The sequence below is a fragment of the Allomuricauda sp. TY007 genome, assembly GCF_010468565.1.
Taxonomy (GTDB): Bacteria; Bacteroidota; Bacteroidia; order Flavobacteriales; family Flavobacteriaceae; genus Flagellimonas.
Map to the genome: position 1 here is coordinate 14,631 of NZ_WUEG01000016.1, position 19,018 is coordinate 33,648.

A 19,018-nucleotide genomic window follows, 5' to 3' on the forward strand; every position below is an offset into this window, starting at 1 on the left:
CTTATAAATTCAGCTCAGAAATAATACCTTCTATTTTGGTATCCAACTGCGAATTTACGGATTTATAATCCGCTGCCTTTTCCAATTTTGCATTTGTACTGATGTAGAACTTTACTTTGGGTTCTGTTCCGCTGGGTCGAGCGGCAATTCGGGTGCCATCCTCTGTCTCGTAAATCAATACATTGGATTTTGGCAAGTGAAGCGTAAACTCTTCGCCTGTCTGTACATTTTTAACAATGGAAGTATTGTAATCCTCTATATACAGAAGCTTTGAACCTTGAACGCTGTTTACTGGGTTTTCTTTAAAATCCTTCAGCATTTGTTTGATTTCTTCTGCTCCGCTCATGCCTTTTTTGGTGATGGAGATGAGTTTTTCCTTGTAGAAACCAAATTCAACGTAGGCATCAATCAAATCTTTATAAAAAGAGCTTCCATTGGCTTTGGCATTCGCAGCGATTTCGCAGGCCAATAGGGTAGCGGTGACTGCATCCTTGTCACGTACAAAGTCGCCCACCATATATCCAAAACTTTCCTCGCCACCGCCAATAAATCGGGAGTTGGGAAAATCCTTGATCATTTTGCCGATCCATTTAAAGCCCGTCAGTGCTGTTTTAAACTCCACGCCATACGATTTTGCCATTTGCTGCATCATTGGGGTAGAAACAATGGTGGTAGCGATAAATTCGTTGCCCTTGAATCCTTCTTCCTTATATTGGTCCAAAAGAAATTTTGTCATGAGTACCATGGTCTGGTTCCCGTTCAGTAGCTCTATTTTACCATCCAAGTTGCGCACTGCGATTCCCAAACGATCACTATCGGGGTCGGTGCCCACCACCATGTCCGCACCAATCTCTTCGGCTTTTTTTATGGCCATGGACAATGCTTCCGGTTCTTCAGGGTTTGGAGATTCCACAGTTGGGAAATCCCCATCAGGTTTTGCTTGCTCCTCAATAATGGTAACGTTTTTGTAACCTGCTCGTTTCAAGACCTCCGGAATAGCGGTAATGGAGGTTCCGTGCAAGGACGTGAACACGATTTTAAAATTGTCCTTCCCCTTGGCGTCAAAACTTCCATTTTTTACAGATGCATCAAAAAAGGCTTCGTCCACATCTTCATCAATTAAATGTATCAGACTTTCATCCTTATCAAATTTGATATCCTCAAAAGATAGCGCATTGATTTCTGCTATAATTTCTTCATCCTGCGGAGGCACAATCTGTCCGCCATCGGCCCAATATACTTTGTACCCGTTGTATTCCGGCGGGTTGTGGGAAGCTGTTAAAACAATCCCTGCATGGCAGCCTATATGCTTTACGGCATAAGAAAGTTCAGGGGTTGTCCTTAAATCGGAAAACAGGTGCACCCTGATGCCATTGGCCGAGAAAACCTCTGCCACCGTTTTTGCCAAAGATTTAGAATTGTGCCTACAATCGTAAGCAATCACAACCCTAAGATCATTGTCTGTATATGTTTTTTTAAGATAATTGCTAAGGCCTTGGGTGTTTTTCCCCAAGGTGTACCTGTTAATTCTATTAGTGCCAACACCCATTACACCGCGCATGCCCCCGGTACCAAACTCTAAATCCTTATAAAAGCGTTCCTTAAGCTCTTCAGGGTCGTTTTCTATAAGATGTTTGATTTCCTTTTTTGTGTCTTCGTCAAAAAAATCGGTCAACCAAGTTTGCGCTGTAGCTGTAATGGAGTCCATAGTGTTTATAGTTGTTTAGATGTTTAAAAATACAAAGTTTACTGGGTTTGGGAATGACCTAGAGGTTAATTTTATCGGAGATGTTGTATCGTGTATCATTTTTTCGGGACCGCACCATAATTTCTCCAATAAAGCCCGCCAAAAATAATTGTGTACCAATGATCATGGCAGTCAACGCTATATAAAATTGTGGTCTTTGCGTAATTAGACGACCTGTTGGGTTTAAAAAGAGTTTGTCAATGCCCAAATAGAGTGAAAACCCAAAACCCACAACAAACATGAGTACGCCCCAAGCCCCAAACAGGTGCATGGGTCTTCGACCAAATTTTGAAATGAACCAAATGGTGATCAAATCCAAAAAACCGTTGATAAAACGTTCTGCCCCAAACTTGGTGGAGCCATATTTTCTGGCTTGGTGCTGTACCACTTTTTCGGTAATATTGGAGAAGCCGGCATTTTTGGCCAAAACAGGAATGTACCGATGCATTTCACCGGAAACTTCGATGGTTTTTATCACTTTTTGATTGAAGGCTTTGAGTCCACAATTAAAATCGTGCAATTTTACGCCAGAAGTTTTCCGTGCCGCCCAATTGAACAGTTTGGAGGGAATGTTCTTGGTAATAACGGAATCGTATCGTTTCTTTTTCCAACCCGATACTACATGATGCCCTTCTTGGGTGACCATCCGGTACATCTCGGGGATTTCTTCCGGATTGTCCTGAAGGTCGGCATCCATGGTAACGACCACTTCGCCCTGGGCAGCTTTAAAACCTGCGTGTAGGGCTTGCGATTTACCAAAATTCTTTAGAAACCGAATGCCTTTTATATTTGGGTCGGTTTTGGAAAGCTCCAAAATGGTTTTCCAAGAACCGTCGGTACTGCCATCATCAATAAAAATGACCTCATAAGAAAAATGATTGGATTGCATCACTTGTACAATCCAATCATGTAGTTCTTTTAACGATTCCTGTTCGTTAAGTAAAGGAATTACAATGGAAATCTGCATTGTTCGATTCTGGAATTCCTTTCAAAAGTAGCATTTTTTGTTTAGTAATCCGCTTTGGACTTTTTCAAGATCAGTCCGGTAATAAGACCCAAGATCAGACCGAGTACACAATTAATGATTAAACCAATGGGATATTGGAGCCATGAGAGGCTTTTTTGCATTTCTACACCCTGTTCCCATTGCTCCTCCGTCATGCTCGGGTTTTGTTCCATGGCTTTTGGCTTGGCCATTTCTATGGCTTTGTCCATAAAATCGGGCTCAATAAAATTGGTAAGTACAAATTGATAGGCCAAAGAAATTACAGCCCCGATCAAAGCGGCTCCCACAGCAACTTTTAAAGCTTCCGAAATGGTTAAATACCCACCATTGGCCTTTTTAAAGGCGTTGACCGCCATAAATACGATGGCAGCCATTATTACAATGGAAATTACGATAATTGCTGTGTTTCTTTCGTAGTGCATTTTTTGGGTGTAGAGCATAACTCCGAACACCACGGATATTACACCCAACAATAATCCGTAGTTAAGTGCAAATTTTCCAGTTTTTGGTTGTTGTTCTTCCATGATTTTAAAATTAGTGTTGCTTATAGTAGGTTAGTTAAAGAATGCTTAATTTTGTTACATATAAATTTAACTTTATTTTTTTAGTGATTTTAAGTTGGAGGTCTCAAAGAAATCATTAAATTTGCACCCTGAAAATTCTGAGATTAAGCATTTAAGACGATGAGAAAAGGTATACACCCGGAAAACTATAGATTGGTTGCTTTTAAAGACATGTCCAACGACGATGTGTTTATTACAAAGTCCACTGCTGAAGCGAAAGAGACCATCACTGTTGATGGTGTTGAATACCCTTTGGTAAAATTGGAAATTTCAAGAACTTCTCACCCATACTATACAGGTAAGACTAAATTGGTCGATACCGCTGGTAGAATTGACAAGTTTAAAAACAAGTACAAAAAATTCAAGAAAGAAGAGAAGGAGACCGAGTAGGTTGCACTTTTTAACGAAATATATAGACGCTCTCGATGGTTTTCGAGGGCGTTTTTTATTTTTACGGTATGTAGTCTGTTTGGGAATTTCAATCAAAACTTTCCAAATAGGCATTCAAAGTTGAGCTATGAACTATATCCTTTCCGACGGTATCCATCGCGAAGACCTTTTTCCTTTTACGTTCACGCGCCCTGTATCTGAGATTAGAGTGGGTATATTGACGATTAGCGAAAAATGGGAAAAATGGTTGAATGTATCCGTGAGCCATCAAACCGAAGCATACCTTTCGGAAAAATTTCCGATGACTGTAGCTACCGAAAATACTGTCATCAACAGCAGTTATTTGCCCAATCAATCTTTGATTGACGCCATTCAAAACCTAAAAATGGGAGAAGCTTTGATTGGGGACGATGGTTATATTGCTTACGTAACAGAAAACCCAGAAACGGGTTTAGAGGAATCGGCATATACCGCCGTTCCTTTTGATGGTGAGGTGCTGACCATTAAAAATACTTGGGATATCTTTTCTAAAAACGGGGAAGCCCTTCAGTCCGATTTTGATATATTGACCCAAGGAAGAGAGAGCCAACCCATATCCCGTACCAACCAAGTGTTGAACCCAGAAAATATTTTTATCGAAGAAGGTGCTTCGGTGGAGTTCAGTATTTTGAATGCCTCCACAGGTCCCATCTACATTGGTAAAAATGCTTTGGTGATGGAAGGTTGCAAAATCCGTGGTGGATTTGCGCTTTGCGAAAGTGCCATTGTAAAGATGGGCGCTAAAATTTACGGTGCGGTTACTGCCGGACCAGGATGTAAGCTCGGCGGAGAGGTCAACAATGCCGTGCTGTTCGCCAACTCCAATAAAGGTCACGATGGTTTTCTTGGGAATTCCGTGTTGGGGGAGTGGTGCAACATTGGAGCGGATACCAATACCTCCAACTTAAAAAACAATTACGCACCCGTGCGGCTGTGGAACTACAAAACCGAAGGTTTTGCCAAAACAGGGCTGCAATTTTGTGGGTTGATGATGGGCGACCATAGCAAATGTGGCATCAATGTAATGTTTAACACGGGAACCGTAGTTGGGGTGAGCGCCAATATTTTTGGCAGTGGTTTCCCCAGAAACTTTATTCCCAGTTTTAGTTGGGGAGGTGCTTCTGGGTTTACAGCGTTTAAGACTAACAAGGCTTTTGAAGTGGCCGAAGCTATGATGAAGCGCCGCAATATGGAATTCAACAACACAGAGGCAAAGATTTTGGAGCACGTTTTTGAGCTGACGCAGAAGTGGAGGAATTTCTAGTATATACCCCGAGTTTCCTAAAAAGGAGGAGAAGAATAAGTTTGTTGCAGGTCCAACACACAGTATAAATTATTTTAACCTGTACAGATAGGGACCTCCCTTAACACCTTGCTTTTTCTTTCCAGTGTTCTCCAAAACATCCATTTGGAATATCCGTTTTCTGAAATTCCTTCTATCCAGTTCAACATTCAGGATATCTTCATATAGGTTTTGCAGTTCGTGTAAGGTAAACTCTTTGGGAAGAAGTTCGCCAACAATAAGTTTGTGCCGTAAGTTGTTCTGTACAAATGAGTAGGCTTCGTGGATCAGCTTTTCATGGTCATAACCAAGATTTTCTGGGATATTGTCCACATCGAACCAATCAATGCTCGTAATGTTGTCCTTTAACGTCAGCGGATGGTTCTCTGGTTTCACCAATGCATAAAAACAGATGGTAATGACTCTTTTCAAAGGATGCCTGTCCAATGCTGTATAGGTCTTTACCTGTTCAAAGTGTATGTCCCTAAATCCAGTAAGGGAAAAAAGGACCTTTGCGGCACAGTCCTCAATGGTTTCATGTTCCTCCATTACCCCTCCAGGGACATGCCATTGGTTTTTAAAATGTCCCAAAGATCTTTTTATAAGAAGGACCTTTAGTTTTCCGTCAACATATCCAAAAACCGTTATGTCAGCAGTGACAGAGCATTCAAAGGAATCCGGTTTTACTTGAATATCTTGTAATTTTTCGTGAGTGTTCATTTTTTTATGGGAAATTTTATCTTTTTCTCTAAAAGGACAATTAAAATTTATATATTTGAAACTATGTCAAAAGTACACAGAATATTTTTTACCTAGTCCAATACTTTATTCAAAGAAAAAGATAATAGCAATGGATAATCCCAAATATAAAGAATTGAAAGGCAAAGTTGTGGCGATAACAGGTGGTGGCGGCATTTTGTGCAGCACCTTGGCCCATGCTTTTGCCGATCAAGGTGCAAAGGTCTGTGTTATGGATTTGAATGTGGAATCTGCCCAAACCGTTGTCGATAAGATTAATAAGTCCGAAGGCATGGCGATTGCTCTCAAAGTGGATGTACTTGATCGGGAAAGTCTGGAAGAGGCCAAAAAGAAGATTACGGAAAAGTTTGGTCCCTGCGATATTTTGATTAATGGAGCAGGAGGGAATCATCCTTTGGGAACGACCAGCAACCCCTATTTGCTCAAGGAGGATTTGATTGAAACAGCAAAGGATTTCAAGACGTTCTTTGACTTGGATACGGAAGGGATTCAATTTGTGTTCAACTTGAATTTCATTGGAACCCTTTTGCCCACACAGGTTTTTTCAAAAGACATGGTAGGTCGCAAAGGATGTAGTGTTTTGAACATTTCCTCGATGAATGCCTTTACACCGCTTACGAAAATACCAGCATACAGCGGGGCAAAAGCTGCCGTTTCCAATTTTACCCAATGGCTTGCCGTCCATTTTTCCAAAGTGGATATTAGGGTCAATGCCTTGGCCCCTGGTTTTTTTCTGACCGACCAAAACAGGAGTTTATTGACCGAGAAGGAAGGTGGGTTGACCGCTAGAGGAAAAACGATCATCGATCAAACCCCGATGGGACGCTTTGGTGAACCAGAGGATTTGGTGGGTACTTCCTTATGGTTGAGCAGTGAACAATCTAAATTTATAACGGGTATAGTAGTTCCTATTGATGGGGGATTCAGTGCTTTTAGCGGCGTTTAATTAAATTAGGGAACGATGAAAATTCAATATCAATGGGTTTAGAACAGACATGGCGATGGTACGGGCCAAAAGACCCCGTTTCCCTTGCAGATATAAAGCAGGCCGGGGCAACTGGCATTGTAACGGCATTGCACCACATTCCAAATGGTGATGTTTGGTCCATATCGGAGATAAACAAAAGAAAGCAAGAAGTGGAGGCCTATGGTCTTACTTGGTCAGTAGTGGAGAGTATACCCGTTCACGAGGACATTAAAAAACAAACAGGGAAGTATAAGGAATACATAGCGAATTACAAGCAGAGCATTGAAAACCTCGGTCTATGTGGGATTGATATAGTGTGTTACAATTTTATGCCCATTCTGGACTGGACCCGAACGGATCTTTCCTATAAAATGTCCGATGGTTCCTATGCACTTCGTTTTGATGCTATTGAATTTGCAGCCTTTGAACTCTTTATCTTAAATCGTGAAGAAGCCTTTGGTCATTATTCCAAAGAAACTATTGAAATGGCCAAAACAGCATTAGAAAGCATGGATGACGAAGCCAAGAAGCGTTTGGTCCAAAACATCATTGCCGGTCTGCCCGGGGCAGAGGAGGGGTACACCGTTGAACAGTTTCAAAAGGCTTTGGACATGTATCGGGACATTGGAGAAGAAGAACTTAGGAACAACCTATATAGTTTTATAAAAGAGATCGGCCCAGCAGCTGAAAAGTCAGGTGTCTTTTTGGCAATCCATCCAGATGATCCCCCATACCCTATACTGGGCCTTCCAAGAGTGGTGAGTACGGAAGAGGATGCCCAAAAATTGCTTGCAGCCTACAACAGTCCCCATAATGGACTGTGTTTTTGTACAGGCTCCTACGGGGTAAGGGAAGACAATGATTTGGTGGGTATGGCCAATCGTTTATCGGAAAGAATCAATTTTATACATCTAAGAAGCACGAAAAGAGATGCGCTCGGCAATTTTTATGAAGCGGACCATTTGGATGGTGATGTGGATATGTATGGAGTCATGTACGAATTGATAAAAGAACAGCTTGCTCGCAACGAAAAAAATGTAAAGAACCAACGCATGCCGATGCGGCCTGACCATGGACATCAAATGTTGGACGATATCCACAAAAAAACGAATCCGGGATATTCCGCAATAGGGCGCCTTCGGGGCCTTGCTGAATTAAGAGGGCTCATGTACGGTATAGAAAAATCCTTGCTTCAATGAAGTTTATAAAAGATGACTTTTTGCTGGAGACCCCACAAGCAAAGAAGCTGTACCATGGCTATGCCAAGGAAATGCCCATTATCGATTACCATAACCACTTGTCACCCGAGCATGTTGCCAAAGATCACCAGTTTAAAAACCTGACTGAGGCCTGGTTGACGGATGACCACTATAAGTGGAGGGCAATGCGGGCTTGTGCTATTGATGAAACTTATATCACCGGTGATGCACCGGAAAGGGAAAAGTTTCAAAAATGGGCCGAGACAGTTCCCTATACCCTAAGAAACCCCTTATATCATTGGACACACTTGGAGTTGAAACGTTACTTTGGAATCGATGATTTGCTTACCGGAAAAAATGCAGGACGTATTTATGAGGACACTAAAGAACAATTGCAAGAGAAAAGCCATAGTGCATTGGGACTGTTGCAACAGTTCAACGTAGAGGTCATCTGCACGACTGATGACCCCATCGATGCTTTGGAACACCACCGTAGCACGGCGAAAAAGAATGCCTCGCTAAAAATGCTGCCAACCTTCAGGCCCGATAAAGCATATGCCTTAGAGAACAATAGTGCCTACAGGGCATATTTGGAAAAATTAGGAGAGGTATCAGGAACACAAATATCCAACTATCAGGATTTGATTACGGCCCTCAAAAAAAGAATGGCATATTTTCATCAAGAAGGTTGTCGTCTTTCAGACCATGGTTTGGAACAATTGTATCATTTTGAGATGAACCGTTATGATGTTGAGTACATCTTTGGAAAACTGATGAACGGTCATTCTCTGGAAGTCGAGGAAATACAATACTTTACCTTTGAGACCTTGGTTCATCTTTGCCGTGAATACCATAAACTGGGATGGGTGCAGCAATTCCATTTGGGTGCGCTGCGTAACACAAATAAAAGAAAATTGGCCCAGCTAGGAGCTGACACAGGTTTTGATTCGATTGGCGATTTCCCACAAGCCTTCAATCTTGCAAAGTTTTTGAACACTCTTGAAAGTACGGGACAGCTTGGCAAGACAATCCTCTATAACCTCAATCCCGCCCTTAATGAGGTTTTTGCCACAATGGTGGGAAATTTCAATGATGGCAGTGTGCGCGGTAAGATGCAAATGGGTTCCGGATGGTGGTACAATGATCAACTGGAGGGTATGGAAAGACAAATGAACGCGATATCGAACATGGGATTGCTCAGTTGTTTTGTGGGAATGCTCACGGATTCCCGGAGCTTTCTGTCCTTTCCAAGGCACGAATACTTCAGGAGACTGTTGTGCAATATATTGGGGAATGACATAAAAAAGGGCCTGGTGCCCAATGATATCGAATACATAGGCGGATTAGTCCAAGACATTTCTTACGGAAATGCCAAAGCCTATTTTAATTTAGGAGATAACTAAAACAAAAGTAACAGAATGAAAAAAGTAGTAACCTTTGGGGAAATAATGCTTCGCTTGGCCCCTTCGGGATTTTTGAGGTTCTCTCAGGCCAATAGTTTTGATGTGGTCTATGGCGGAGGGGAGTCCAATGTCGCAGTTTCCTTGGCAAACTATGGCGTGCCAGTGGATTTTGTGACCCGATTACCAAAAAATGATATTGGGGAATGTGCCCTGATGGAGATGCGAAAGCGAGGTGTCGGTACCAATAACATTGTTTATGGAGGAGACCGCTTGGGCATTTATTTTTTGGAAACAGGTGCGGTCAGCAGGGGCAGCAAGGTGGTCTACGATAGAGCACATTCTGCCATGGCGGAGATAGAGCCTGGTATGGTAGATTGGAACAGTGTGTTCAAGGATGTGGAATGGTTCCATTGGACCGGAATCACACCGGCGATATCGCAGGGAGCAGCAGATGCCTGTATCGAGGCCGTGAAAATCGCAAAAAAACATGGGGTTACTATATCCACGGATTTAAACTACCGGGCCAAACTTTGGAACTATTGTGACGATGCCAAGCGAGAAGAGATCATGTCCGAACTGACCTCGTATTGCGATATTGTTTTGGGAAATGAGGAGGATGCGGAAAAACACTTTGGTATCAAACCCGAAGGGCTGGACATCACCACGCAAGGCGAGCATGTAAAGGCGGATGCTTTTTTATCGGTCTGCCAACAGATGATGAAAAGGTTCCCCAACGCAAAAAAGGTCATTACAACATTAAGGGGGTCTTTGTCAGCTTCGCACAATACATGGGCCGGCGTGCTGTATGATGGCAGTACCATGTACCAATCACGTGAGTATCAAATCACACACATCGTGGACCGTGTCGGTGGAGGAGACTCCTTTATGGGCGGTCTTATCTATGGATTGCTGAACTGGCCCGGCGACGACCAAAAAGCATTGGACTTTGCTGTAGCGGCCTCATGCTTGAAGCATACCATAAAAGGGGATGCCAATTTGGCCACCGTTTCAGAAGTAGAAAAGTTAATGGGAGGTGATGCCTCTGGGAGAGTATCACGATAAAAAAATAAAATGGCAAGATATACAAGATTGGAAGTAGTTCGGGTAATGCAGGAAACGGGTATGGTTCCCTTGTTCTATCATTCCGATATCGAAATTGGGAAGAAAGTGCTCAAAGCATGCTATGATGGTGGTGCCCGTTTGATGGAGTTCACCGCACGTGGCGATTTTGCCTTTGAAGTATTCTCGGAGCTGAACAAATATGCAATCAAGGAGTTGCCCGGTATGATGATGGGCGTTGGTTCCATTACAGATGCAGCTGCAGCATCCATGTACATGCAAATGGGAGCAAGCTTTGTGGTGACCCCGTCTTTAAGGGAGGATATCGCCATAGTGTGCAATCGAAGGAAAGTACTTTGGTCACCGGGGTGTGGCTCTTTGACCGAAATCAACAGAGCGGAAGAATTGGGCTGTGAGCTCATCAAGCTTTTCCCCGGGTCCACCTACGGTCCAAGCTTCGTAAAAGCCATCAAAGGACCCCAGCCGTGGACAAGTATCATGCCCACTGGAGGGGTCAGTACAGAGGAGGCAAACCTGCGGGCTTGGTTTGATGCAGGAGTAACTTGCGTGGGAATGGGCTCGAAATTGATTTCCAAAGAGGTTCTGGAGCAAAAAGATTTTGAAGGATTGCAGAAAAAAGTGGCGGACACCTTAAAATTGATAGAAACAATCAGAAGGGAAAAATAATGAAACACTTCAATGTCATCCTTTTATTGTGCACGTTGTTTTTTGCCCTCGGTTGCGAAGAAACCTCGGGCATTAGAACAATTAGGTTGGCACATGGCTTGGATATCAACCATTCGGTGCACAGGGCCATGGTGAAAATGGGGAAAGACCTTGATAGTGTTTCAAAAGGAAAGCTTCGAATCGAGATCTACCCCAATCAGCAATTGGGCACTGAACGTGAAATTCTGGAGTTGATTCAATTGGGAAGCCTTGATATGACCAAAGTGTCGGTCGCCACCTTGGAGAATTTTGCCCCGAAGACCAGAATATTGGGGCTACCCTATCTTTTTGAGAGCCGGGAACACGCATTTGAGGTGTTGGATGGTCCGATCGGACAATCATTGTTGGACAATGCCGAACAATTTAGATTGAAAGGTTTGGGCTATTACGATGCTGGGTTTCGAAGCTTTTATACCGAACATTCGCCAATAACCGCCCCAGATGACCTAAAGGGACTTAAAATCAGGGTGATGGAGAGTATTACCGCAATGGATATGGTCAAAAGTCTCGGAGGTTCCCCGACCCCCATTTCGTGGGGAGAGCTCTACACATCCCTACAACAAGGTGTGGTGGACGGAGCGGAGAACAATCTCCCTAGTTTTTATCTTTCCAAACATTATGAGGTGTGTCCTTATTATTCGCTGGACGAACATACATTTTCGCCAGATGTCTTGATCGTTGGCACTCAATTTTGGGACACCCTTTCGGAGCAGGAAAAAGGTTGGCTCGACAAAGCAGTAAAAAAGTCGCTGGAGCATCAGCGGAAATTGTGGGCCGAATCGGAAGCCGAAGCGTTGGAAAAAATCAAGGAAGCTGGTGTAGAGGTTTCATATCCGGACAAAAAACCGTTTATCGAAATGACAAAGGAAATGTACCGGACCTACGAAAAGGACGAAGCGTTGAACAACATGATAGAACAAATCAAATCATTGGCAAATTGATGGGACTCAAAAGGACATTGGAAAATATTTTGGCGCACTTGCTGGTATTGTTAATGAGCCTTATGGTACTTAATGTGCTTTGGCAGGTGTTCAGTAGATATGTTCTGGGTACACCAAGTGCCTTCACGGATGAACTTGCCAGATTTCTTATGATCTGGTTGGGATTGTTGGGAGCGGCGTATGTGTCGGGGAAAAATGGTCATGTGGCCATAGATGTATTGGCCAAACGGGCCAATGCCAAAAATCAAAAAGTATTAAAAAGAACAGTGTCCGGTTTTATTATCCTCTTCTGTCTGGCGGCAATGGTGATAGGCGGCGGATGGTTGGTGTACACTACCTACGAACTCAAACAGCACTCCCCTGCATTGGGGTTGCCCTTGGCGTATGTATATGTCGTGATTCCCTTGAGCGGATTGATAGTGACCTATAACAAAGCTGTTGATATAATAACGGATTGAGTCTTATGGAATATATACCCTTGCTAGTTTTGATCATCAGTTTTGTGGGGCTTTTGGCCATTGGCACTCCTGTAGCTTGGAGCATAGCCATTTCATCTATGTTGACCCTACTGGTCAGTTTGCCCATGCTGCCCGCATTCGCCACTATATCCCAACGAATGGCCACGGGCTTGGATAGTTTCGCTCTGTTGGCGATTCCATTCTTTATATTGTCAGGCGAACTGATGAACCACGGTGGAATTGCCCACCGTTTGATAGCTTTTGCCAAAAGCTTGGTAGGGGCATTGCCCGGAGGGCTTGCCCTGATCAATATTATATCGGCGATGTTCATGGGCGCCATTGCAGGTTCGGCCATGGCCTCGGCCTCTGCCATGGGAAGCATTCTGGGCCCGGAAATGGAAAAGGAAGGATATGATAAGGGTTTTTCGGTATCCGTCAACATTACCTCGGCCACAACAGGGTTGGTAATTCCTCCAAGCAATGTATTGATCGTGTATTCCTTGGCAAGTGGAGGGGCATCGATTGCCGCACTTTTCTTGGCCGGATACATCCCTGGTTTGATCACCGGCTTATTGTTGATGGTGGTCGCCATGTTCTGGGCCAAGAAGAAAGGCTACGGCAAGGGACAACGAAGCTCATTAAAACAAGTTTTTAAAACGTTTGTTGATGCCGTCCCAAGCTTATTTCTTTTGGTTCTGGTCATTGGGGGCATTGTGGCGGGTGTGTTTACCGCCACCGAAGCTTCCGCCATTGCAGTGCTCTACAGTATGATACTGGGCTTTGTCTATAAAGAGATAACGTTTAAAAAACTACCCAATATCTTTTTGAACGCCTCGGCCACCACCGCTGTTGTTATGCTTTTGATAGCAGCCTCCATGAGCATGTCATGGGCACTTTCCTTTGAGCATATACCTCAGGACATCAGTTCGGGACTTTTATCCATTACCGATAACAAGATTGCCCTGTTGCTCATTATAAATATAATCTTGCTGATAGTGGGTATCTTTATGGACATCACCCCGGCCGTTCTCATATTTACCCCGATATTTTTGCCTATCGTGACAAAATTGGGAATAGATCCGGTGCATTTTGGTATCATAATGATCTTGAACCTTTGTATTGGACTATGTACACCTCCGGTGGGTTCAGTACTCTTTGTAGGGGTTGGGGTGGCAAAGACATCCATTGAAAAAGTGATAAGGCCGTTGTTGCCATTGTTCGCCGCCATGATATTAGCACTTTTTCTGATTACCTATATCCCAGAATTGGCCTTGTGGCTACCAGGTCTATTTGGCCTATAAATCGAATTGTAGAATATAATTTATAACTCATGACACATAAAATGAACAAACTGAAACTAGGGGCCTTGGCATTGCTACTGTGTTGGGCATGTGCCGATGCCCCCAAAGATGATGCTCCGTGGATAGAATTGTCCGATGGAACGCTCAACGGATGGAACCAAAAGGGCGGAAAAGCCAATTATGAGATAAAAGGGGATGTCATTGTGGGGTCTACCGTCCATGATACCCCCAATTCCTTTTTGACCACGGATAAGATGTACGACGATTTTATCTTGGAGCTGGATTACAAAGTGGATTCCACCATGAATTCCGGAATCCAAATACGGAGCAATAGCTTTCCCCATTATCAAAATGGAAGGGTGCACGGTTATCAGATTGAGATTGACCCATCGGACCGGGCGTGGAGTGCCGGAATCTACGATGAAGGACGAAGAGGTTGGCTCGTAACCTTGGAAGATAATCCTGAGGCACAAAAGGCCTTCAAACAAAATGATTGGAACCACTATCGCATCGAGGCCATCGGAGATACGATTCAAACCTGGATCAACGGAGTGCCGGCTGTTCATTTGATTGATGACAAAACAGCAAGCGGCTTTATTGCGCTTCAGGTGCACAGCATTGGCAAAGATCAGAAGGCGGGCACGGAGATAGCCTGGAAAAATGTCAAAATATTAACGGACAGTCTTTCAAAATACAACAAAGAAATGCCCTTGGCCCAGGTCGTGACCAAAAATCAACTGACCATTGATGAGGAGAAAAACGGATGGCAGTTGTTATGGGACGGCGAGACCACTGTAGGTTGGCGCGGTGCACGCTTGGATGATTTTCCAGATAAAGGATGGGAAATCAAGGACGGTGTGTTGACCGTTTTGTCTTCAGGTGGCGAAGAATCTGCTGCAGGTGGCGATATTGTGACCACTGAGTTGTACGAGGATTTTGAACTCAAAGTCGATTTCAAATTAACGGAAGGCGCCAATAGTGGTATAAAATATTATGTGGACACGGATTTGAACAAGGGACCCGGCTCTTCAATTGGTTTGGAATATCAAATTTTGGACGATGAAAGGCATCCGGATGCAAAATTGGGAAACCATGAAGGTAGTCGTACCGTAGCTTCTTTGTACGATTTGATTCAAGCGGATATCAACAAGCCCATCAACCCGATCGGGGAATGGAATACGGCCCATATTATTTCTAAGAACAACCATGTGGAGCATTGGCTCAATGGCACAAAGGTTTTGGAGTACGAGCGAAAAAGCGATGCATATCGCAAACTGGTCTCCGAAAGCAAGTATGAGAAATGGCCCAATTTTGGGGAGGCCGATAGAGGTCACATATTGTTACAGGACCATGGAGATCGTGTAAGTTTTAAAAACATCAAGATAAAACCTATTAAATAACAGTAAACCATGACTACAAGACGCGATTTCATAAAAAAAACAACTACAGGTACCGCTGCAGTTACCTTGGGCGCTACAGTATTTCCTTCTTGGGCGAATGCCCGAATTCTGGGAGCCAACGATCATATCAATTGTGCGGTAATAGGTGTAAGGAGCCGTGCCAAGGCACATGTATTGGCTATCCACCAAGATGTCAACGCCAAGATTTTATACAGTTGTGATGTAGACGATACCATTCTGGAAGAGCACAATGCTTGGTGCCAAGAGCGCATAGGATATGTACCAAAGGTAGAAAAGGATTTTCGTAAGATTTTGGAGGATAAGGATGTGGATGCCATCTTTATTGCTACACCTGAACATTGGCATGCTCCCATGGCCATTATGGGCCTACAGGCAGGAAAACATGTTTATGTGGAGAAGCCCTGTAGCCATAACCCTTATGAAAATGATTTGTTGGTTGCAGCTCAAAAGAAGTATGGAAAAAAAGTACAGATGGGCAACCAACAACGCTCGGCCAAAACTTCGATGTCAGCGGTGGAAGACATAAAAAAAGGTGTGATCGGAGACGTTTTTAAAGGGGAAGCCTACTATTCCAATAACCGTGGTTCCATTGGACACGGAAAGGTGATTGAAGTACCCCAGACCTTAAACTGGGATATGTGGCAAGGGCCGGCGCCTCGTGAAAATTATCGGGATAACATCCACCCCTATAACTGGCATTGGTTTCGGAATTGGGGCACGGGAGAAATCCACAACAACGGTACCCACGAGATTGATATTTGCCGTTGGGCACTGGGCGTGGACCTACCAGAAACAGTAACAGCGTTTGGGGGAAAGTACACTTATGATGATGACTGGGAATTCCCCGACAACCAACAAGTGACCTATACATTCCCAGGGGATAAATTTATTACATGGACTTCCCACAGCCGTGGTATAATGAAGCCAGAGCGACCTGGACGGGGAATCACTATTTATGGAAGCAAAGGGGTAATCGAGCTGAGTCGAAATTTTTACAAGTTATACGATCTTGGAGGTAATCCGATCAAAATTGAATTTGAGAAAGAACTCAGTGCCACCACCAATACCCAGGGCATCGGTGGACTGGATGTGGATCATGTGTCCAACTTTTTCAATGCTATCCGGAAAGATAATTCCCTAAATTCCGATATAAGGGATGCTAGCGTTTCCACCATGCTCTGCCACTTGGGAAATATGGCCCACGACGCCGGGCATACCATCGAAATAAACACCCAAACAGGCAAGGTCTTGAACAGTGAGAAAGCCATGCAAAGCTGGAAAAGGGAGTACGAAAAAGGCTGGGAACCTAAACTTTAAGTAGTATGAAGCGACGAGATTTTGTGATAAAAAGTAGTTTGGCCGGTTCTGCCGCCTTGTATGCCCCAACGGTGCTTGGGTATGGTCCCTCCAGGGCGAACGAAACCATCAATATTGGGGTCATTGGAACAGGGGACCGAGGCGGTGGACTTATCCCTTTCATCAACCAGATTCCCAATTTTCGGGTGGTTGCCTGTTGTGACATCATCCCCTTCAGACTTAGGTCGGGACTTTCAAAAGTAGAAGGGAAGGCGAAAGGCTATTCCGATTATAAAAAAATGTTGGAGGACAAGGATGTGGATGCCGTTTTGGTAGCGACGCCTTTCAGTACACATTCCCAAATCGTTATTGATGCCTTACGGGCAGGAAAGCATGTGTATGGGGAAAAGACCATGGCAAAAGGATACGAAGGGATTGAGGAATTGGTCTCAGCGGTCGATGCGTCCAATGGTATATTCCAAGCAGGGCACCAATACCATAGCTCCCGTTTATATTCGCATGTTGTGGAGGAGATCAAACAAGGGAAAATAGGCAAGATAACAGCTTTTGAGTGCCAATGGAACCGAAATGGCAATTGGCGGCGTCCTGTACCTGACCCAAAATGGGAGCGCATGATCAACTGGCGAATGTACCGGGAATATTCTGGTGGGCTTTTGGCCGAACTTTGTTCGCACCAGTTGGATTTTGCCAACTGGGTAATGGGTGCCATGCCCGAAAAGGTGATGGGAGTTGGTGGTATCGATTACTGGAAAGACGGTAGGGAAACTTATGACAACATCCATCTTATCTATGGCTACCCTGAAGGGGTACGGGCATCATTTACCTGCCTTACCAGTAATGCCATGGGCGATTACAAGGTCAAGGTAATGGGGGATAAGGGGACCTATATTTTGGATTATGTCAATGCTTGGTACTATCCCGAGGGAAGCTACGAAAAAGAGATTGGAGAGGTCGATGGTGTTTCAGGAGCCACCCTAAACTGGGACAAAGGCAAGGGCATACCTCTAAATTTTGATCATGAGGACCCTAGTAAGCAAGCCTTGATTGATTTTAGGGACAACATCATAAACAATACGTTGCCTGTTTCCAATGCTAAAACAGGTGCCATGGCCGCAACTTGCGTACAAATGGGATTGGATGCCATGTATGATGATAAGATTGTGGTCAATATACGGATTTGATCTTACTCTTTGCTCACTTAACCATTTCGTGTTCAGGGCAGTCCAATCGTATTTGAGATTCGGCGAGTTTTGTTTTCAGTAAATTACAATAATGATTTCCATTTTCGCCATTGTAAAAGGAGCAGGTAAAACACATCCGTTGAATGGTAATGACACCGGACTTGTTTAGGTCATAAATCAATTTCAGCAACCCGTTGAGCATTGTTGTTTTCTGTTCTTGTGTCAATTTTTCAATCGGTTGTTGGATGGAAGAAGCAAAGAACGATGCTTTTTTGGCAATATTTTTTCCTTCGGCCGTAAGGGAAAGGGAATAGCTTCTTGTGTCGGCGGGGTCTGTTTCTTTGGTAACCAATGCTTTGGAGAGTAAAACCCTGACACTGTCACTAATGGTGGCCTTTGTCATATTAAACTCGTTTGCCAAATATCCCACTTTACATTTTTCCAAGGAATGGAAAGAGATGAATATCAAAATTTGAATTTGTATCGGGCTTAATGAGCTTACTTTGCTTTCGTTCCAAAGCAATACCCTGAATGCTTCCGAAATACGTTCCAAAGCAACCACGATCCGGCTCTCTATTTTTTGGTTTTGTTCGTTTAAATTGAATGATGGATATTTCATAGTGTTATATTTTCGCCACATAGACCCAGGCCTTTTTTTCTGATTCAAAAGTTTCGAGTATTCTATGGTATTCACTTACTTCATACTTGTCGGTTTCGGCAAGTTCGGTATTCGTAATTTCAAATAAAGTTCCTTCTATAGAATCATTTTCATTGGCAGATTTAACGGCAATTGGGTGATAATCTAGCTGACTTTTAGCAAGGACTGTTGGATCTGTAATTTGTGTTTTTTCAACTGTATACCCAATCAATCTATCTCGCTCTCCTTTTAAGGTTCGACCGTAATTTTCAATCTGTACCTTCTTTAACTGTAAGGTGCCGTAAGAGAATAATAAATGTGTGCCCTCTTTCATTTACAATTTTCCATTTCAACGATTATGTACCCTTTTTGCTTAATCTCCGATTCCCATTGGGTCTGTACTGTTTCCATGTGGCAGAATCTACATTCTTTTGATGTTAAAGCTTGTCCTTCTTGCGCTTTGGTTTTTAAATATTCTTTACCATAACTATAGATTAAGGCTGTATCTCTAATTTCTTCAGGAGCAATAATATCAAAGTGCATTACGCTACCGTCTTTTTTGGTTACATAGGTGTCCCAAACTGCTACTTTCATTTTAGTTTTGTTTTGATAAAAGGAAAGC

Annotated in this window: 20 protein-coding genes; 13 read left to right on the plus strand and 7 right to left on the minus strand. The window is 43.4% G+C overall.

What is annotated here, in order from left to right:
• Window position 1: 1 nt before the first annotated feature.
• The 3 genes from GO009_RS15255 to GO009_RS15265 are packed head-to-tail and all read right to left on the minus strand — an operon-like array spanning window position 2 to window position 3,277.
• Entirely contained in the window at window positions 2–1,708 is a 1,707-nt protein-coding gene (locus GO009_RS15255; RefSeq protein ID WP_163627420.1) for a phospho-sugar mutase, read from the minus strand.
• A gap of 58 nt (window positions 1,709–1,766) precedes the next feature.
• A complete protein-coding gene (locus GO009_RS15260) occupies window positions 1,767–2,714 on the minus strand; it encodes a glycosyltransferase family 2 protein (RefSeq protein ID WP_163627422.1) in 948 nt (315 codons plus the stop codon).
• Window positions 2,715–2,755: 41 nt separating this feature from the next.
• Entirely contained in the window at window positions 2,756–3,277 is a 522-nt protein-coding gene (locus GO009_RS15265) for a DUF4199 domain-containing protein (RefSeq protein ID WP_163627424.1), read from the minus strand.
• A 159-nt stretch (window positions 3,278–3,436) separates the two neighbouring features.
• Here GO009_RS15265 and GO009_RS15270 point away from each other — a divergent pair, with 159 nt between their 5' ends.
• Both GO009_RS15270 and GO009_RS15275 read left to right on the plus strand, forming a co-directional pair.
• Complete coding sequence (locus GO009_RS15270) at window positions 3,437–3,706, plus strand: type B 50S ribosomal protein L31 (protein WP_163627426.1); 270 nt, start codon at window positions 3,437–3,439, stop codon at window positions 3,704–3,706.
• 127 nt (window positions 3,707–3,833) lie between these two features.
• Window positions 3,834–5,009, plus strand: a complete 1,176-nt coding sequence (locus tag GO009_RS15275; RefSeq protein WP_163627428.1) for a GlmU family protein — start codon at window positions 3,834–3,836, stop codon at window positions 5,007–5,009.
• Between the two features lie 69 nt (window positions 5,010–5,078).
• Here the strand turns inward: GO009_RS15275 and GO009_RS15280 are convergent, their stop codons facing one another.
• Window positions 5,079–5,747: an NUDIX domain-containing protein gene (locus GO009_RS15280; protein WP_163627430.1), complete on the minus strand. Its 669-nt coding sequence runs from the start codon at window positions 5,745–5,747 to the stop codon at window positions 5,079–5,081.
• A 130-nt stretch (window positions 5,748–5,877) separates the two neighbouring features.
• On the opposite strand from GO009_RS15280, the gene GO009_RS15285 reads away from it, so the two are divergent.
• From GO009_RS15285 to GO009_RS15335, 11 genes are read left to right on the plus strand one after another with little or no spacing between them, the layout of a single operon-like run.
• Window positions 5,878–6,732 carry an SDR family oxidoreductase gene (locus GO009_RS15285; RefSeq protein ID WP_163627432.1) on the plus strand — a complete coding sequence of 285 codons (855 nt, stop codon included), beginning with the start codon at window positions 5,878–5,880 and terminating at the stop codon, window positions 6,730–6,732.
• Between the two features lie 32 nt (window positions 6,733–6,764).
• A complete protein-coding gene (gene uxuA / locus GO009_RS15290) occupies window positions 6,765–7,952 on the plus strand; it encodes a mannonate dehydratase (protein ID WP_163627434.1) in 1,188 nt (395 codons plus the stop codon).
• Window positions 7,949–9,355 carry a glucuronate isomerase gene (gene uxaC / locus GO009_RS15295; protein ID WP_163627436.1) on the plus strand — a complete coding sequence of 469 codons (1,407 nt, stop codon included), beginning with the start codon at window positions 7,949–7,951 and terminating at the stop codon, window positions 9,353–9,355. Before uxuA ends, uxaC begins: the two co-directional genes overlap by 4 nt.
• Before the next feature lie 15 nt (window positions 9,356–9,370).
• Window positions 9,371–10,417: a sugar kinase gene (locus tag GO009_RS15300; RefSeq protein WP_163627438.1), complete on the plus strand. Its 1,047-nt coding sequence runs from the start codon at window positions 9,371–9,373 to the stop codon at window positions 10,415–10,417.
• A 9-nt stretch (window positions 10,418–10,426) separates the two neighbouring features.
• On the plus strand, window positions 10,427–11,101 hold the full coding sequence (locus tag GO009_RS15305) for a bifunctional 4-hydroxy-2-oxoglutarate aldolase/2-dehydro-3-deoxy-phosphogluconate aldolase (protein WP_163627440.1): 675 nt from the start codon (window positions 10,427–10,429) through the stop codon (window positions 11,099–11,101).
• A complete protein-coding gene (locus GO009_RS15310) occupies window positions 11,101–12,081 on the plus strand; it encodes a TRAP transporter substrate-binding protein (RefSeq protein ID WP_163627442.1) in 981 nt (326 codons plus the stop codon). The genes GO009_RS15305 and GO009_RS15310 overlap by 1 nt, the downstream gene beginning before the upstream one ends.
• A complete protein-coding gene (locus GO009_RS15315) occupies window positions 12,081–12,539 on the plus strand; it encodes a TRAP transporter small permease (protein WP_163627444.1) in 459 nt (152 codons plus the stop codon). Before GO009_RS15310 ends, GO009_RS15315 begins: the two co-directional genes overlap by 1 nt.
• Window positions 12,540–12,544: 5 nt before the next feature.
• The gene (locus GO009_RS15320; protein ID WP_163627446.1) at window positions 12,545–13,840 is read left to right on the plus strand and encodes a TRAP transporter large permease; all 1,296 of its coding nucleotides are present in this window, start codon (window positions 12,545–12,547) and stop codon (window positions 13,838–13,840) included.
• A 41-nt stretch (window positions 13,841–13,881) separates the two neighbouring features.
• Window positions 13,882–15,240, plus strand: a complete 1,359-nt coding sequence (locus tag GO009_RS15325; RefSeq protein WP_163627448.1) for a DUF1080 domain-containing protein — start codon at window positions 13,882–13,884, stop codon at window positions 15,238–15,240.
• A gap of 9 nt (window positions 15,241–15,249) precedes the next feature.
• Window positions 15,250–16,578, plus strand: a complete 1,329-nt coding sequence (locus GO009_RS15330) for a Gfo/Idh/MocA family oxidoreductase (protein ID WP_163627450.1) — start codon at window positions 15,250–15,252, stop codon at window positions 16,576–16,578.
• A 5-nt stretch (window positions 16,579–16,583) separates the two neighbouring features.
• Window positions 16,584–17,759, plus strand: a complete 1,176-nt coding sequence (locus GO009_RS15335; protein WP_163627452.1) for a Gfo/Idh/MocA family protein — start codon at window positions 16,584–16,586, stop codon at window positions 17,757–17,759.
• Window positions 17,760–17,772: 13 nt separating this feature from the next.
• Here GO009_RS15335 and GO009_RS15340 read toward each other — a convergent pair whose 3' ends face one another.
• Genes GO009_RS15340 through GO009_RS15350 form a run of 3 tightly spaced genes read right to left on the minus strand, consistent with a single transcriptional unit; the run spans window position 17,773 to window position 18,990 of the window.
• The gene (locus GO009_RS15340; protein WP_163627454.1) at window positions 17,773–18,378 is read right to left on the minus strand and encodes a MarR family winged helix-turn-helix transcriptional regulator; all 606 of its coding nucleotides are present in this window, start codon (window positions 18,376–18,378) and stop codon (window positions 17,773–17,775) included.
• Between the two features lie 4 nt (window positions 18,379–18,382).
• Window positions 18,383–18,730, minus strand: coding sequence for a gamma-glutamylcyclotransferase family protein (locus GO009_RS15345; protein WP_163627456.1), 348 nt, complete (start codon window positions 18,728–18,730; stop codon window positions 18,383–18,385).
• A complete protein-coding gene (locus GO009_RS15350; RefSeq protein ID WP_163627457.1) occupies window positions 18,727–18,990 on the minus strand; it encodes a DUF2024 family protein in 264 nt (87 codons plus the stop codon). The genes GO009_RS15345 and GO009_RS15350 overlap by 4 nt, the downstream gene beginning before the upstream one ends.
• Window positions 18,991–19,018: the final 28 nt, after the last annotated feature.